The following is a 16,577-nucleotide window of genomic DNA, read 5'->3' on the forward strand; positions in this document are numbered from 1 at the left end:
TCATCTTGTCTGTTTGCTCCTTCCTTGTCTCTGTTCACAGTTCCTCCCTTTCGGTTGTCTGCACAGAGTTGGTTGACTAACCTACAAAACTGGATAACACAGTCCCTTCGCTCCACTCCCATTACAGGAGCTTCATCACTACTACGGACTGTTCCGCCCCTGAATCTGGCATCGGTACTTTCACCCTCGTGGGTCTTCCACTTGCGGCTTTTCCCTTAACATCCAGATCCAGGTTCCCAAGTTCCTAATCGAAGCCTGTACCAGGGTCACGCCACCTATATGCCGGTCACCATCTGGACAGTAAGCAGGTTTCCTCCAGACTTATCCCGGGATAGTTGGTCCTCCCGGTTTAGATGACACTAAAGGTCCTTACGACACGTTCACGGTGGTTCACTTGTATTCGTCTCCTCTGGTACTCACCTGACGGGATCGCTGTCCCGCCTTTTCCCGTAACGTTCACTACCATGGCTCTTTACCACAGCAGCTTACGGTGGTTTGAAGCCTCCACCTGCATGGCGGCTTCGAGGGGCCCTCCCTCATCTTCGATTAAGCATGGCTTGAAGTTTCCTTCTTCGCCTTCTTGGCACACACCAACCCCGAACCTCGTCATTTATTCTTGCAACTTGGAACAGTCAACTTCCAACTCTTCTCGTTCGCGAAGCGGAACTGGCATCCGAAGGTGACCGCCTTTTCTCTCGTTTTCTCTTGAGCATAGCGAAGCCCTCGACAAAGCTCTTTCTCGGTTATTCTCTTCAAAGAATCGAGGTCAGCATGACGAATAGGGACGCTTCCAGAATTTCTTAATACTGTCATCCGATGATGCCTCTGCACGGGATCTCGCTCCAAAATCCCTCTCTTGTTTTGAGCATCTTGGAGTGCAAATGTCTCTTCCCGAGATTCACTCTTCACGTTATTTGGTCAGTAATCCATATGTATGTTCCTTCCAGCAACCAAGAACGGGCATCGAACAACCTTTCTTGTGGAACTATTTCAGATCGTTGCCTTTTCTCGTAAACAAAGACTAACACCCTCCTCGCTGCATGGCCCTCCTCACGTAATGGAGTACTCAAAATCATCAAAAACAAGCTCGCGTAAGAACCAGTATATTGGCGGTATTTAACTCCCTGACTTATGTGTAATGAGGAGCTCGCTGAACGGGATAAGTTGGAAGAGAATGAGAAACGGACTGGAGAGAATGTACTGGATTATTTCTCTTTGGATATGAGTGAATTCTCCAAGAGAAGTGAACTGTCTGGTAAACAGTGTGAAATCCTTTCCAAGCTAAAGGGTGAGGCACTTCCAGCTTGCTTCGAAATCCGGCCAAAAATCTGCAAACATGCTCACAATTTTCACAAGCTCTATAACCTCTCAAGATATTGAGCTCATTCGTAGTGTTCAGCACATGATATTGCATAATGTAACACTAATGTAGTTTATAGTCATAATATAAGTCAAGTATGCTACAATATAAAGTGGATTCTGCAAACATGTTAAACATGTTAAACCGCAATTGGTTGGACAGGGCAAATTCGTGCTTTGTGTACATTGTGGAAGGAGTTTGTTATTGACAAAGAAATGGAGGTGTTAGGATGCTCAGTGGGTACTATGAGATCAGTACTGACTTAGTGAACCTGTCTTTGTGCTCTTTTTGTGAGAGCGCGATTGTCATTTGTGGAATAATTTGGTAGCTGCATCTAGCAGACCATAAGTGTTCTGATTGTTCTGATAAAGGAGTGGTTTTATGCTTTTGGGATATTACATGTTGTCAAGTGATTTTCCTGAAATTGTCTCTTGCAGCTTCTGTCGAGATGCTATTGTCATCTGCGGAATAACGTGGTAATTTGTTGATATTGCTATCTGCCCTGTCCATTTTGGCAATTGTCCAGTTTAGTTAGGTCAAACCAAGGAGGTAGGAGCATGAGTTTACAAGAAGGCTTTCCATTTCGTTCTCCAGGAATTGACTTGATAAAAACTAACAAAGGCGGAATACTGAAGTTCATTGGAAAAACTGTTGCACTTTATGTTACACAAACCGACGCTATCTTCCTTTCATTATGTGATGGCACTAGAAGTATGAGCAAAATCGCCATCCTCTTGTCTGAGCTTTACAAAGTAGATTCTAGAACAATTCTAAATGATATAACAAGGCTTGCTGAAAAACTGCATGAATTGCATGTCCTTGTTATGCTGCCTATGGCTTTAGAGAAGAGGCTATCAACTATGGAGGATTGGCATGAATTTGTTTTCATTCCTGCAGATGAAAGTTGTCCAGTTGTTCCTGCAAGGATAAGCAGCATAGGCTTTGCATTAACCAATTACTGTCCTTACAATTGCGAATATTGTTATGGAGCTTTTGGAAGCGAAAACGAAGCTTTCTACCTTCCTACGGCGAAGGTAATATCGATCATTGAAGATGCTAGAAAACTCGGAAAGGTAGAGTATGTAAGTTTGGGAGGCGGTGATCCGATTGCCCATTCAGGGTTATCAGAAATAGTAAGTTATCTTGAAAGTTGCCGAATAACCTATGAGCTCTCTACCAAGGGATTGTTACTGAGCAAGAAGAAAGTTGATGAGCTTGTTGTTGCTGGTATTAGGAACATTCAGATAAGTATTGACGCGTGGCATCCTGAGGTGTGGTCGGAAATTGTTGGATTACCTAAACACGCCTTCAATAGCGCAATTGAATCGTTCATATACTGCAAGAGTGCAAATGTCTCTACACGAGCAAGAATAACTCTATCAAGGCGGAATCTGGAAGAGTTGCCCTATTTATTAGAAAACCTCCCATTTTTGGGAGTAAGCGAGATTAGAATAGTGACTCTGATGCCTTCTGGAAGAGCCAGAATCAATGAGATCCCTAACAGAGATCAGATTGAAAGTGCATTGGAGGTTGTGGAAGCGTTCAGATCAAAGTATGGCAATAAGCCAGAGATTGTCTTTGGGGTGCACAGATATACTAGTTCACTCAGTTGTGGTGGTGCTAAACTCGCAATGCAGATTGGTGCAGACGGGGAGGTTCTACTGTGTGATGTTGTAGAAGGTCTTGACAGGGCACGTTTCAGTTATGGAAATGTATTCCGTAACTCAATAGAAGAGATTTGGTTCTCTAAACAAGCTGATGCATTTAGAACGAATCGCGAAATCTCAGAGTGTCTTGATTGTGTAAAGTTTGCTCAATGTAATGGAGGTTGCAGAGCTCTAGCCTTTTCTTACTATAATTCGTACGATTCACCAGATCCCCGGTGTTCAAGAATAAGCGGAAAAGAAGGAGATATCCTCGAATGGCCTGTGAAAAGACAGCCCGGTGGGGGGGAGAAATATGGAGAATGAAAAGAAGATAGTTCGCAGGTTTGTCTTCAAGCTGTTCAAAGTCTATTGGAAACGGGAATTGCTGGCTGCAGTTCTGGTCGGAGTGATGATTGCTCTTGCAGTTGTCTTCCCGCTCTTGATAAGACTGCTAATAGATGTTGTTATCCCTTCTGACAACATGGATCTTCTCTTAAAGTACGTTTTGCTTGTCGTCGGGCTCTGGTTTGGAAGCTTGATCTTTACCTATTTTGGCGAGGTGGTTTTTGAAACCACGGCCCTCATGGCAAAATCGGACCTGCGAAAGCAATTGTTAGAGAAGATGTTTGTTCTTCCTTTCGACTATTTCCACAAGAATAAAACCGGTGAGCTCGTATCGAGACTAATATCTGATCTGGAACTTGTAGGAACCGTTATAGCGCAGGTATTTCCGATACTGTTATTGGGAGTCGTTCAGATATCGGCGATTCTAGCTATCATGTTTTCTTTCAACTGGAAACTGACTCTTTTGCCCCTCGGCTTCATCGTGTTTTCCTTTCTTGTGATAATGTTCTTCAATATTATGGTGGAGAAAAGGAGCAAAGTAGAGAGGGAGAAATTCGGCGAACTGGCAGGAGTCACAAGTAACATAATCGATAATATGAAACTGATCAGAATCGCCATGCCATTTGCCTGGGTCATGAATTTCTTCGATCGTTTTCAGGGAGACCATGTTTATGCGGGCAAGAGGTTCATAAAGGCAATAAAGATCGCCGGCACACTCAAGACGTCGATAAACGGACTTATCTCCTTTTCACTGCTTGCCTATGGTGGTTACCTGGTAATGAAGGGTGAGATTACCGTAGGAATTCTGATTACTTTCTGGGCTTATGTTCAATCATTGTTCAACCCTATTCAGCTCCTCATGCAGGTGAACATTCTTCTAAGACAAAGCTGGGGAGGGCTCCTGAGAACAATCGAGGTACTGGAAGGTCCTGAAGAAGAAATGAGTGATAGTAGTCCTAAGTTAGAAGATGTTCGGAGCATTTCTTTAGAGAACATTGAGTTTGGCTACGGCAAGAAGCAAATTCTGAAAGGCCTGTCTCTTGAACTGAGGAAAGGGGAAATTACGACGCTGGTAGGTGAGAGCGGCGCCGGCAAAACCACTACTCTGAATATCCTTATGGGACTACAAAAACCCCAGTCGGGAACCATATACATAAATGGCGATCCGGTATCGAATTCGGCATTACTCAGACCATATATCGGCTTTGTGGAGCAGACACCAACTTTGTTTGAAAGATGTACTCTCCTGGAAAACATTACCCTGGGTAGATCGATTTCTGAAGCCGGTTTGGAAAACATCTTCGAAAGAACAAACCTTGACGTATTGTTGAGAAGATTCGAGAATGGACTCGACACATTGGTTGCAGATGTTCAGCTTTCTGGTGGTGAGAGACAGTTGGTCGCGCTGGCCAGAGCGTTGGTCTCGAAACCACAACTACTGATTCTTGATGAGATCACGTCAAATATCGATTCAAAGACTGAAGAAATAATTCAGAATACTCTTGTAAGTCTAAAATCTGAAGGCATAATCGTGCTGATGGTTGCTCATAGATTATCAACTGTTCTATTGAGCGACAGAGTGGCGTTAATCAGTAATGGGGTTATAGTTGCAAGCGGAACTCACAGCGAGCTTTTAAAGACCAGTTCCGAATACAAGAAGCTTTACTCGCTTCAGTTGATAAAGGATGAACAGCAGGATAATTGATCAAGCGCATAGCGGTGAACTGTAAAAGCCCCGGACAGGAACGTATCAGGCAGGCTTCCTGGTGTAACTTCTAAAGCAGACAAGATCGGGATGCGGGTGTAGAGCTTGGCGCATGATACCAGATGTGAGAGTTTTAAGCTGACTTTCAAACTCCCAACGCTTTGTCCGGGAGCCGTTTAGGGTTCTAAAAACCATGGATGAAATCTCGGAACAGAGTCAAGGGAGAAAGACAGGTTCAGTTGTGTTCCCGATCTCGTACCTCGGACGACACTTTCGCTCCTCAAGATTTCCATCTATCAAGAACTTACCCTTACTACTGCTTCAAAAACTCTTTTCCTGCTAATTCTAACCTCGGATCCGCGACCTTTCAGCTCGTAGCGAACGAAGACGGGCCGTAGGGCCCGTCTCACTAGAAATCGAAATTGTATCTTCCTGCCAGATGAAAGTGGGGGAAGAAGGTCGAGTGTCTTGCGAGCTGCCCTCCGAGATTGAATCCCACATTTATGATTGAAGTTGCCAACTCAAGACTGAAGTCGCTGATGTCGTAGCCTACTCCGACATGAGAGACTAGCGGAAGATACTTTATGTCTCGAGCGGCAAGGACGCTGGACAGTTCAGTCATCACCGTTGCCTTGAAGAAGACAGGCGGAAGAGAAGGCGCGAGATCTTCGAGTCCCAGTTCGGCGTAAAGTCCTATGAGGGCTTGCATGGGGTCAAGAGAATAGAGTTCCATTTCCTCAAAGCCGAATCCAAAGACTGGAACATCTGCAATAATGCCTAAGACGGGTTTGTTAAACAACATCCAGCCTACCTGAGCCCTCCCGAAGAACTGAAGATCAAATTCCTTTGTCTGTCTGTCCTGATTGAGAACAAAGCCCATTCCCACTGAGAAGTGGGTTGCCATAAGACCTGCGGCCAGACCAATAATCAGAACGAATACTGCGAGCTGTTTCACTTACACACCTCCTAAGAGTCTTATGTCAGAATCGCAGTCTTGCAGCGATCTCACTTTGAAGGAGTTCCTTATCAACCACCACGACTTTTCCGTCGTTGTTTATTACGCTTCGCACGATCCAGGGGCCCAAATTTCTAACTTCTCTGCTTTCCTTTACGGCATGCGTATATACTAGCTCTCTGTCAAGAACATAACCTCTTTTTCTCTCAAGAGGATTAATGAAAAGCGTGTCGATCCTTCTGTCATTTGCTGCTTTAGAGACTTCCGTCCAACCTTCGACATACTTGTCGAAATTCTCCCGGGCCATCTCCAGAAATTCCTTTCGAAGTCTCCTGCTTTCGCTATCTATCAGTTTGTCGACTTCTTCCTGAAGTTGCCTCTCCAGATTGAGTGTCTTTTGAACGAAGATTGGATATGCTTCTGGAATAAGGTGTTTCGCTTCCTTCTGGAACTTTTCAATGCTTTCACTGAACGAAGAAGAGTGAAAGAAGACGAGGTATTCGACGTCTTTTGGAATCTCTTCGTCGTTCTTTATCAATGAGGCGTTCTTCTGAAGGAACCTCCTGTTCTCTTCTTCCTTTGCCTTGCTAACTTTTTCCGAAGCGTTCCCGTGATACATCGCTCCCGATGAAGGCGAGGGAGAGTACCCCTCCAGATACTCCTGTTCTTTTTCTCGAATGAACTCATTTTCGACGCTCTTAATAAGAGAGAGTTTTCTTCCTTCCATTAGATAGTATGTTGATTTTTCCCTCTCCAGCGAGACAACAAGGGCCTCCGCAGATGAGCTTGAAAGCCATATCAGTTGATCAAGATCGAATGTCTTACCTACGTAAATCTCCTTCTCGGGCTTTCTATGAAGCGGGATGATTTTGACACCTTCGATTGCTTTATCGTTTTTTACATCTTCGCCTGTGTGGAACTCGATAAAAATAGCCAATCCCCTCCCCAAATCATCGATGTTTCCGAGTTTGGTAAGGACTGCTTCAACAACCTTCTGATGAATTTTCCCCATACCGGTTATCTTCTCGTCCTTCCTCAGACAATCTAGGATATTTGACTTCAAATGTTTTTCCGCATCGCTCCTTTTGAGATTCTCCATTGGAAAGTAGAAAGTGAGAAGATATGAATCTGATTTGATCCCGGCCTCTGCACTGAGTAGCTGTTGAAGTTCTTTTTCCATCTCAGCTTTTCGAAGAACGCGTGTAGCGACATTATCCATTTGATTTGCCTCCTTCCTTCGCTTCTTGGTGGTTAAGAACCTACGGGCTTTCACTCTTGGCACAGTCTTCCATTCTCAGTACTCTCTCTTCAATTATAGTATCTGAAGTCTATTGACTACACTTCAATTATAACTACCATATCGCAAAGAAAAAGAAAAAGAAAAGAAGTCTATTGACTACACTTCAATTATAACCCCGGGAAATATAGTACAATAGCCACGGAGATGATTCGTTTGGCTAACAGTTTACATGATTTGTTCTTCTCTAGAATGGAAAAGACTTTTCCGGCACTCAAAGTAAGGAACTTCAGATATTTCTGGGTAGGTCAACTGATATCCGTCATGGGAACATGGATGCAGACAGCCGCTCAGTCATGGCTCGTCTTGACGATAACGGATTCCCCTTTCCTGTTGGGTCTTCTCGGTGTTGCGCAATTCACGCCGGTACTCATTCTGTCACTACCTGCGGGGGTCTTCGTAGATCGTTTCCCCAAGAGGAGCATCGTAATCTTAACTCAGATAGCCTCGATGGTCCTGGCATTTATACTTGCGATTCTTGTCTTCACGAATACAGTTCAATACTGGCACATCTTCCTTCTGGCGTTTGGTCTCGGAATGGTCAAGACACTCGACATTCCAGCAAGACAATCTTTCATGATCGAATTGGTGGGTCGTGATGTGGTTCTTAATGCAGTTGCGCTGAACTCAACGGTCATAAATCTTGGAAGAATCGTAGGACCGGCCTTGGCGGGGGTAGTAATGGCTCTTGTCGGTGCGGGTTGGTGCTTCCTCATAAATGGAGTCACTTTCATAGCTGTGATAGTCGGTCTGTTCAAAATTGACGTAGCGCCGGTCGTAAAGAAGAGACCAAAGGGGACTGTGATACCTGACATCAAAGAAGGCCTAATCTATCTTTTCAAGAGTCCGATACTGACTACCACCACTTTGATTCTCGCAATCGTCAGTACGTTCGGCATGAATTACAGCGTTTTGATTCCTGTCTTTGCAAGAAATCAACTCGGTCTCGATGCTCAGGGATATGGACTTTTGATGTCTTCTTTGGGAGTCGGGTCGTTGCTTGGAGCTTTGATTGTAGCTGGGGGGAGTTCCAGAGGGCCGAAGAGAGTAAGGCTTTTTGTTGTCCCATTCATAACTTCTTCTCTTTTCATCATTATGGGATTCAATAGTTCGTACTTGCTTTCGGCTTTGCTGATCGGGAGTATGGGGTTCGCGAACATCTTCTTTACTACAACTGCAAACAGCCTCATGCAAATTCACTCCGATAACGAGTATAGAGGAAGAGTTATGAGCGTTTACTCTCTCGTATTCGCAGGCTCAACGCCGCTCGGAAACATGTTTGTCGGATCGATCGCGGACCGAGCCGGCGCAGGGAGCGCCTTCTTCTGGGCAGGTGTAGTCACGGTTCTGCTGGTTTTGGGAACAACGATGGCCCACAAAGTTAGGAAGAGAATTTCAGCGGCGAAGAGTGATTCGGAGGCATGACGTAATGCATCATAATTAAATCTACTCAAGAGAGAGTTATCGGATCGAAATGTTGTATAATGATTTTGTTTGAATATCCGGGGTGGTTATATATGTCTAGAATTCCCTTCTCCCGGATTACCAGGTTCTGGGGGTTTAAGGAAAAGATCAGGTTTGAGAGAGCATTGAATGGCAGAGCTTCGGTAGTCAGCTCAGGTAGTCGTTTGTATGTGTTGAAGAGAAGGGCCGCGAGTGTTCCTGCCGGATCTTGTCGTTGTGATCTTCTGGCGAATCTTGTCGGTACCGGAGTTCCTGTTTCGGCTCCCGTTTATGCCCGCAACGGCGAGTTTGAAATAACAATCGGCAAGTACGTTTACTCATTGTTTTCTTACATAGAAGGAGAAAAGGCCGACTCCGACATCTCTCATGCCACTCCGGAGTTGGCGGTTGAGCTTGGCATTTTCACTGGAAGGCTCCACAAAGCTCTAGAAGAAATCGACGACGATCAGCTTGAAAGAACGAATCTGCTGAAGTCGCTGACAGCTGCCCTGCGGTACTTCAGTGCAGGGGACTTAGAAATGGAACTCGAAAGTGTTGAGGAATTCTTCACCGATTTCTACAAGATATATTATAGACTGCCGGTCCAGATCATCCATGGCGACTACCATCCAGGGAACATAATCATCCACGAGGGGAAGGTCTCGGGGATAGTAGATTTTGATTGTGCGACTCGAGAAGTGAAAGTGCTAGATCTTGCCTATCTAGTTCATAGCGTCTTCGCCGAGTTTCTGAAGATGGGTTCTCCATCGCTTTTCCTCTATTTGCTTCCGTACTTGCTTGAAGGATACTCCTCAGAAAACACTCTTTCCTCGAGCGAGAGGGAGAGTTTTGTCTATCTTCTTTCTGCTATTTCGATCATCCAGATTCATTACTTCACTGCGAAAGAATTGACTGAAGAAGCGCGCTTCGCAAAGAATGTCTTCAAATGGCTGTACAAAAACAGTAGTCGTATCAAGGAAAAGGCGGGTCTCGTCCTGGCCGGTTCCGAAAAGATGATCTAGTGTAGTTCAAGAGATAGTTAATTTCCCGCCACGCTTTCTTTTCTCCTTAGCATCGTTTCTTTTCATTTGTTCCTCCCTAATTGAATATTTCTTATAGAATACCGAGAATCCCTCGCCTCGATTTCTGCCAATCTATCGCTTTCGCATATTCAAGCTATATGTCTGCCATCAGAACAATGGCAGTCGGATCCTGGCAATTGGAGCGATCCGCTTTGCATTGAAGTCTTTGACCATGTTATTCAGCTGAGTCATTTTAGAAGAGAAACAGATCGATGGAAGATAAACGGCATGTTTTATTGACGGCTTAATGGTATGGTCAATTGCTAGTGTCGAAGTATAATCTGTTTGAGGAGGTGAATCCATGCTTGGGCTGAAAATCGTCGTCGAAAGAGGCTCTGGAGTCCCTTTGTTCAAGCAGCTGATAGATCAGTTGAGAACAGCGATAATGAGGGGGGGAGATTTCTTGGGCACAAGACTTCCTTCCGAGCGAGAGCTTTCGAAGTTGCTCAGGCTGAACAGGAGCGTTGTTGTGAAAGCATATAACGAACTGAAGATGGACGGCCTTCTGGATTCCAGATCGCGAAGCGGTACTTACGTCATTTCAGTCCGGCCGGAACAGCAGTGTCATTTCGTCGGTCGCTTTTCGACGATATTATGCAAGAGCGCTTATCAAAAGCACGATACATATGCCTGCGGCCTGACAGTTGTCGTTTAGCCGCTTCGGCAGGGACCGCAGGTGCTTCCGTCCTTTAGTTTTCTCAATACTTCGAAATCATATTTCTTCTTTCTTCCGCGACTCCTTGTGAATTTGCTTCTCTTGTTCTTCTTAGAATAACCTCTCCTAAGTTTTAGTGATGCATAGCTCCGGTTGTACTTAGTTAATTCAATAAATTCGTCAAGGATTCTACTCTTCTCCTTCTTTCCAGCCTTCCTGTACTTCTCTGAGTGTTTCTCAATCAATCCAGTCATGTCTATTCTCTTCATCTTCGCCCCTACCTCTTTCAACTTGGCATTCGCGAAGATTATCCCCTTCATCCTTACCTTTCGAGTAGTTTCATTTTTGATGCAACGTTCCCCTTTTCAAGTAGATTATTTGTGATGCATATCGCCCTCTTCATTTGTTAAGCATTTTGGGATAGAATGAGACTTGTGGACAGAATATTCATTGTAATCTATTTCATATTGACTTTCACTCTGATTGTCCTTTCGAAAAGACGGAGAGTGCTGATTGCCTTTACGGCAGGTATGTTGCTGGTGGTGCTCAAAGTCTCTGAGACAATGAGAATAGAGACAATATCTGAGTTTGTCGACTTCAACGCCATATTTCTTCTCATAGGAATGATGGTGATAGTCGGCGTGCTCAAATCTACCGGGTTCTTTCAATATGTGGCGGTCCGTACTCTCAGAGCAACGAAGGGGAACATTCTTCTGCTGTCGGGGCTCTTTTCGGCGCTAATCGCTCTCTTCTCTATGGTTCTGGACAATGTCACTACAATGATAATGTTCATGCCGATAATCTTCTTCGTTGCAGATACTGCGGGATTCAACCCCTTCGGGTTCACGGCGGTGATGATTCTGGCTTCAAACATCGGCGGCTGTATGACTCTGGTAGGCGATCCTCCAAACATCATTATTGGTAACGCCTCCAAGATTCCTTTCATGACTTTCAGCGGTCTTGTGCTTGCTCCGCTCTTATTGACCTATGTCACCCTGATGATGATCTCCAGATTCAAGATTCTGAAGGGTCTCTCGTCAATATCTGGAAAAAAGGAAGAGATTCAGGGGTTAAGACTCGATGGAGTCATAACCAATAAGAGATTGATGTATGTCAGCCTCGGAACAGTGGTAGTTGTGGTCATCGGATTTATCATGCACAGTATCGTTGACATAGAAATGTCGCTATTCGCAGTGCTTGGAGCTTCATTCTTGCTTCTCTATACGGGAAAGAATTTCGAATCGGTTGCTACCGAAGTGGACTGGAACGCGATTCTCTTCTTCATTGGACTTTTCTCGCTTGCACACTCTCTTGAAAGCACGGGAATAACGGGAGAGCTTTCCGCACTGGCTTTGAATCTTTCGAGCAACCCGGCCGTTCTCTCTATGCTTATTCTCTGGGTAAGCGGAATGATAGCGATGGTTACTGGAGCCATTCCGGTTGTTACGATCTTCATTCCTATCGTGGCGCAGCTTTCCGTTCACTACCCTCTTCAGTACGATCTATGGATTGCTCTTGCTCTTGGGGCAAACCTCGGGGGAAACGGAACTGTGACCGGTCATCTTGCGAATGTGATGTGTTTTGAGATGGTAAACAAGGAGTATGGAAACAGGCACAGTTTCCTCGACTTCATGAAGATCGGGTTCCCTTCGGCAATTATATCTCTCGGCATTTCCAACCTTTATCTTGTGTTAAGACTCGTGCTCTTCGGCTAGCGGGAACTCTTAGACAAGCATGATCGATTTTATCAGTATGTTTGTCAACCAGACAACCACTGTGACGAAGATAAGCGAAAGAGAGGTCTTCACTACTCCTTGCCTGTAAAAGTCATTCGCGATCAGCCCTGGAACGACGGTTCCAATTACGGTTGAGAACAGTTCTACCGGGAGATTGGGCATAAGAAAGGTGTCGAGGGAAAGCTTGACGACGACTCCGAGAAGAATTCCTATTGCGAGTCTCTTTCTTCCGTAGAGAATCAGATATCTCTGGAGAAGGTTCAGAATCAGGAATGTGACCAGACCGACACCCCATGTATACAGCAGCCTCAAAGGCTGTTCAATGAAGATGAACAGGTAGACCGGTGTTACAAGCCCTCCAGCCGACAACCCTGTCACCCACCAGAATACAGTACTTATGACGATTCCAATCGAGAACAATGCAGGACTCATCGAATCTCCTCCAACCCGCTCAGCCACTGGACAAGGCCGCGTATATTTCCGAATCCGAAAACGAGCTCGTGCCCTTCAAGAAGCAAATCGAGCCGGCTCGGGTCTTTCAGCTTTTCTACGTTCTTGTTCTTCAGTATTCGTTGAGGAACGGGTCCTCTGACTATTATCCTGTCGAACTCTCTAATCATTTCTTCGAAGACGAGAGCTCTGTCCGGCCTATCGTCTCTGGAGTTGAAGAATCCGACGAGTGGTCTATCGGGAAAATCCTGTCTTGCCTTTTTCAGAAGCAGAGAAGTGGACCGAATGTCATTGGCCGCGAACGCATTTGCCAGGACGGTATCATTTATCCCGTCGCCGAGATGCAGATACCTGAATGTCCCCACATCAGGCAGCGCCTCTCTCATTCCCTCAAGCGCCTTTTCTCTGTCCAGACCAATTAGTTCTACAACCTTCAGTGCGATAGAAAGGTTTTCCTCATTTGGCTCGAATTTGAATCCGGCCGTGTCCTCTCCTTTCGGGATGACAGTAACCAATCTAGTATTCATTCTAGAACAGTGTTTTTCTACAGATTCCAATGCGTCAGACGAAACGTTTCCCAGAACGCAAATTCCGCCTGGAGTAATAGATAGAGAAAGCACTTTGGCCGTCTCGATTTCGTCGGCTCCAATCTCTTCGATATGATCCGGATAAGCGTTCGTGATGACGGTAATGTCTGCTTCGACTATTCTCATGCTTGAAAGCTGCATCTCGGGCTTAATAGCCATGCATTCCACGACCAAAGCATTGCAGCCGTCCCTCTCCGACTTCTTCAATGCGAGGAATTGCTCTTGTATGTTTGCAGGGCCGCGACGAACCACTTCGACGTGTCTCCCGTCGGGGGTTATCCATAGAGGAACGGTTCCCGTCGTCTTTCCCAGTACGCTGAAGCCGTTTGCTTTTAGGGCCGCGTGAATTAGTCTTACTGTCTCGCTCTTACCTCTGGTTCCGTTCACTTGGACTGCGATTTTCAACCGTTTTCTTCTCTTTCTCGAGAGAATATTCTCAATGACGAGAAAGAGCAGAAGGATAGACAATGCGACCAGAGCCAGCAGCCAGTTTGTCATTTCTTAATCACCTTTCCCGCAACAACGCAGAGGATCATAAGGAATAGAAAGGTCAAAGTCAGAGGCAACGAGTAGCTATCGACAAAATATACTCCGCTGGTTCCAGGCTCCGGAAGAGGAACGGGGTCGATCGGAATCCCATTCTCCATCGCGAGATCTCTGATGTTCAGCAGATGAATCACGGGCACACCGAGCTCCGCAAACTCGAAAATCAGTCCCCTTTCATCTCCTTTAGGGATCGAAGAGAACGAAGTCAAAACACCGTTATCCAGGCTGAGAGCTAGATGGCTGTTGCCGAAGTTTGTGCTTGCTCCCCCGATATTGACGAAGACAGAAGGCAGTCCGGCCGACTCTTCAAGATAGAGCTCAAGTCTCTTTTCAATGCTTGCTTGAAGAGACTCTTCATATATAAAGGTCTTTCCGCTGGATAAAGCAATCTCCGTCATCAGTTCACGAGCTTTCGGGAAAAACATTCCACTTGCCGTATCGTAATTACCGCCCAGAGAGACTGCGATCAGGCTGTCTTTAAGCAGCCCTACCTCTACAAGTCTTTCCTGCATCGTAACGAAGGTAAACTCCGGATGTGTGGCGCCGTGCTCTGAAGCGCCAATCGAATAGATCACAAGGGGTTCAAGTTCCAGAACTTCACAGGCGCAGAGAGTGGCTAGAAGAAGCGAGGGGAAAGAGCCGCTCGCTCCTATAGCAACGGGATCGCCTCTCTTGAGATTGAGTTCTTTGAAGTACTTCACCAGGAGAGCCGCGAAGTCCGGATTGGTCGAGGTTCTCTTCGCCTGCAGATTTCCTAGAGTAGTTGTCAACTCCGTGAATTCCGGTCCAATAAGCCCTGTCAAATTAGGGTCGACAGATGGGTCGATTTCTATGCCCAACGACTCCCGGAAAGCTGAAAGTTCAGCTATGCAAGAGGCCATTAGTCGAGCCGCGGACAGCTGGGCAGAGAAGTGAGGTGACTCGATCCTCTCCATTGAAAGATTGACGATGAAGAAGGCCGCTACCCCGACAACAACGCCAAGCAATAACCATTTGAGAGAAATGTGAACGCGATTGAAAGGGACTCTGCCCACTGCGTGAATGTGTTTCAAAACAACTCCTCTATTCTATTAGCTAACTGTTAGAACCCTGATTATTGCCAAAACTACTCCCGTTATACCTTCGCCTCCAAGAAGTCCCGACGACACTACCATGCCGGTCTCCTTCGATTCTGGCTTGATCTTGCCGACAATTAAGCTAATAACTCCTCCAACGAATGCTGCGGTAGATATCTCCATAGGGAGGTACATGCCAATTCCAAGCGTCATCCCCGGTAGTTTCATAAGATAGATTATGATCCCAATCACCAAGCCGAAGAAAAAGGCCGGAGTATTTGGGAGACCACCGACCATGGTGGAAACGGCGTACGCTTGTGGCGCGGGGAGTTCCGTTCCCGGGCCCATTGTACCATAGGCTCTGAACATAATAAAGAGAACGATTACCGAGACTACTGCGCCAATTACTCCGCCGACCGTCTCGGCGACGATCTGAGCCCTGGGGTTGGTCTTCAAAAGGTAACCGGATTTGAAATCGTTCAGTACATCGCCAGCGAGGCCGCAAGCAACTGCCACTACTCCCGCCACCAAGAACGCTTCGATTGTGCCGAGACTGGCGACTGACTTCACGGCAATAAGAATGATGATGCCGAATATCTCCATAGGATTGATCCCCGATTGTCCGGTTATCGAAGCGGCCATGGCCGTCGTAAGCCATACGCCAACTATTGTAAGTAGAGAAGAGACAAGAGTCATTTCCGTCAAAGTTGTTAGGAAGAGAGCGATGGCCGCAAAAACCAGAGGTATCCATCGAAGCGTCTTCATTCGCGATCGCTTCCCGCTGCTCTTTACGGGAAGGTAGATCTCTCTTGCCCGCGGCAAGATTCCCTTGAGCAGTATCCCAACACCGGTGCCGACCATCAGTCCGATCCCGAGACTATCTTTGAAAGCCGTCGCAGAGCCGACATCAGCAAACCATCCGGCCGCAACTCCAACGGGGATCAAGAAGAAGTAGCTTATAACAGCTCCAAGGAACCACACTCCTGTGAAGAGCGGTCCGATTATGTAACCTATGCCAACGGCCATAGGGGATATCCACATTCCAAAGAAGATGTTTCTTGAATACAGCCGGACCGAAGACCACGCAGAAGGAATCCATCCCAGCCCGTCCCTTACTGCGACAAATACGGCAGCGGCCCCCATGGTGGAAAAGAGGTACTTTGCCTTCTTCCCCCCTTTGTCACCGGCAACAACTGTCTCGTAGGAAGCCAAACCCATGGGAAAAGGCAGCTTCTCCTTCTCGATGAAATAACGTCTAATCATTCCAGTGAATACAACTCCCAGAATAGTGCCTGACAATGTAACGACCAGGAGAGACAGGAAACTTACCTCTGAGGAAGCCTCAAGAATCCAGATGCCCGGAACTGTAAAGGCCAGACCGCCAGCCACCATTGCTCCGGAGGACATAGCAGTGTGCGTAACGTTTATCTCGTTCAGGTTAGTCCTGCCCAAGGCCTTGAGTATTGCCAGCGACATTACTGCAACAAAAATGGTCGGCCAGGGAAGAGCCCCCATTCTCAAGGCGACGTACATTGAACTGGTAGTGATGATTATCGACCCGAGCGCCCCTATTACCAGGCTCCTAAACGTCAACTGCTTTGAACTACCTTCTTCCAGCGACACTCCAGTGTTCTTCACGCTCTGATCCTCCTGTGAACCGACAAAAGAAAAGGCCCGGGCAGTCTTTCTTATACAGACGAATCTCCGCGAGATTT

At 46.2% G+C, this 16,577-nt stretch carries 12 protein-coding genes and 1 pseudogene; 6 read left to right on the plus strand and 7 right to left on the minus strand.

Annotated features, from left to right (window positions below; translation table 11 throughout):
* The first annotated feature begins 1,917 nt into the window (after positions 1–1,917).
* Both RJ60_RS13945 and RJ60_RS13950 read left to right on the plus strand, forming a co-directional pair.
* Positions 1,918–3,330, plus strand: coding sequence for a radical SAM/SPASM domain-containing protein (locus RJ60_RS13945; protein WP_099829651.1), 1,413 nt, complete (start codon positions 1,918–1,920; stop codon positions 3,328–3,330).
* On the plus strand, positions 3,320–5,056 hold the full coding sequence (locus tag RJ60_RS13950) for an ABC transporter ATP-binding protein (RefSeq protein WP_099829652.1): 1,737 nt from the start codon (positions 3,320–3,322) through the stop codon (positions 5,054–5,056). The genes RJ60_RS13945 and RJ60_RS13950 overlap by 11 nt, the downstream gene beginning before the upstream one ends.
* A gap of 409 nt (positions 5,057–5,465) precedes the next feature.
* On the opposite strand, the gene RJ60_RS13955 is transcribed toward RJ60_RS13950, so the two are convergent.
* Positions 5,466–6,011: a hypothetical protein gene (locus RJ60_RS13955; RefSeq protein ID WP_099829653.1), complete on the minus strand. Its 546-nt coding sequence runs from the start codon at positions 6,009–6,011 to the stop codon at positions 5,466–5,468.
* A 25-nt stretch (positions 6,012–6,036) separates the two neighbouring features.
* Positions 6,037–7,230, minus strand: coding sequence for a hypothetical protein (locus RJ60_RS13960; protein ID WP_099829654.1), 1,194 nt, complete (start codon positions 7,228–7,230; stop codon positions 6,037–6,039).
* 225 nt (positions 7,231–7,455) lie between these two features.
* On the opposite strand from RJ60_RS13960, the gene RJ60_RS13965 reads away from it, so the two are divergent.
* From RJ60_RS13965 to RJ60_RS13975, 3 genes are all read left to right on the plus strand, one after another.
* On the plus strand, positions 7,456–8,733 hold the full coding sequence (locus RJ60_RS13965; RefSeq protein ID WP_374704118.1) for an MFS transporter: 1,278 nt from the start codon (positions 7,456–7,458) through the stop codon (positions 8,731–8,733).
* A 92-nt stretch (positions 8,734–8,825) separates the two neighbouring features.
* Positions 8,826–9,773: a phosphotransferase enzyme family protein gene (locus RJ60_RS13970; RefSeq protein WP_243392291.1), complete on the plus strand. Its 948-nt coding sequence runs from the start codon at positions 8,826–8,828 to the stop codon at positions 9,771–9,773.
* Positions 9,774–10,134: 361 nt separating this feature from the next.
* Complete coding sequence (locus RJ60_RS13975) at positions 10,135–10,488, plus strand: GntR family transcriptional regulator (RefSeq protein WP_099829657.1); 354 nt, start codon at positions 10,135–10,137, stop codon at positions 10,486–10,488.
* Between the two features lie 35 nt (positions 10,489–10,523).
* Here the strand turns inward: RJ60_RS13975 and RJ60_RS13980 are convergent.
* Positions 10,524–10,742 (minus strand): annotated as a pseudogene (locus RJ60_RS13980) (ISNCY family transposase); the annotation flags it as partial.
* 171 nt (positions 10,743–10,913) lie between these two features.
* Between RJ60_RS13980 and RJ60_RS13985 the strand changes: the two are divergent.
* Positions 10,914–12,203, plus strand: a complete 1,290-nt coding sequence (locus RJ60_RS13985; RefSeq protein ID WP_099829659.1) for an SLC13 family permease — start codon at positions 10,914–10,916, stop codon at positions 12,201–12,203.
* 9 nt (positions 12,204–12,212) lie between these two features.
* Here the strand turns inward: RJ60_RS13985 and RJ60_RS13990 are convergent, their stop codons facing one another.
* The 4 genes from RJ60_RS13990 to RJ60_RS14005 are packed head-to-tail and all read right to left on the minus strand — an operon-like array spanning position 12,213 to position 16,500.
* Positions 12,213–12,656 carry a poly-gamma-glutamate biosynthesis protein PgsC/CapC gene (locus tag RJ60_RS13990; RefSeq protein WP_099829660.1) on the minus strand — a complete coding sequence of 148 codons (444 nt, stop codon included), beginning with the start codon at positions 12,654–12,656 and terminating at the stop codon, positions 12,213–12,215.
* Positions 12,653–13,759, minus strand: a complete 1,107-nt coding sequence (gene pgsB / locus RJ60_RS13995) for a poly-gamma-glutamate synthase PgsB (RefSeq protein WP_099829661.1) — start codon at positions 13,757–13,759, stop codon at positions 12,653–12,655. The genes RJ60_RS13990 and pgsB overlap by 4 nt, the downstream gene beginning before the upstream one ends.
* On the minus strand, positions 13,756–14,859 hold the full coding sequence (gene pgsW / locus RJ60_RS14000) for a poly-gamma-glutamate system protein (RefSeq protein ID WP_103135148.1): 1,104 nt from the start codon (positions 14,857–14,859) through the stop codon (positions 13,756–13,758). Before pgsW ends, pgsB begins: the two co-directional genes overlap by 4 nt.
* Before the next feature lie 18 nt (positions 14,860–14,877).
* Positions 14,878–16,500 (minus strand): OPT/YSL family transporter, encoded by a 1,623-nt coding sequence (locus RJ60_RS14005; RefSeq protein ID WP_103135149.1) that lies wholly within the window; start codon positions 16,498–16,500, stop codon positions 14,878–14,880.
* Positions 16,501–16,577: the final 77 nt, after the last annotated feature.

It is taken from the genome of Mesotoga sp. B105.6.4 (assembly GCF_002896535.1).
Taxonomy (GTDB): Bacteria; Thermotogota; Thermotogae; order Petrotogales; family Kosmotogaceae; genus Mesotoga.

Coding starts and splice junctions, on each gene's coding strand:
- RJ60_RS13945 (WP_099829651.1), top strand. CDS start 1,918: ATGAGTTTACAAGAAGGCTTTCCATTTCGTTCTCCAGGAATTGACTTG.
- RJ60_RS13950 (WP_099829652.1), top strand. CDS start 3,320: ATGGAGAATGAAAAGAAGATAGTTCGCAGGTTTGTCTTCAAGCTGTTC.
- RJ60_RS13960 (WP_099829654.1), bottom strand. CDS start 7,230: ATGGATAATGTCGCTACACGCGTTCTTCGAAAAGCTGAGATGGAAAAA.
- RJ60_RS13965 (WP_374704118.1), top strand. CDS start 7,456: ATGATTCGTTTGGCTAACAGTTTACATGATTTGTTCTTCTCTAGAATG.
- RJ60_RS13970 (WP_243392291.1), top strand. CDS start 8,826: ATGTCTAGAATTCCCTTCTCCCGGATTACCAGGTTCTGGGGGTTTAAG.
- RJ60_RS13975 (WP_099829657.1), top strand. CDS start 10,135: ATGCTTGGGCTGAAAATCGTCGTCGAAAGAGGCTCTGGAGTCCCTTTG.
- RJ60_RS13985 (WP_099829659.1), top strand. CDS start 10,914: ATGAGACTTGTGGACAGAATATTCATTGTAATCTATTTCATATTGACT.
- RJ60_RS13990 (WP_099829660.1), bottom strand. CDS start 12,656: ATGAGTCCTGCATTGTTCTCGATTGGAATCGTCATAAGTACTGTATTC.
- pgsB (WP_099829661.1), bottom strand. CDS start 13,759: ATGACAAACTGGCTGCTGGCTCTGGTCGCATTGTCTATCCTTCTGCTC.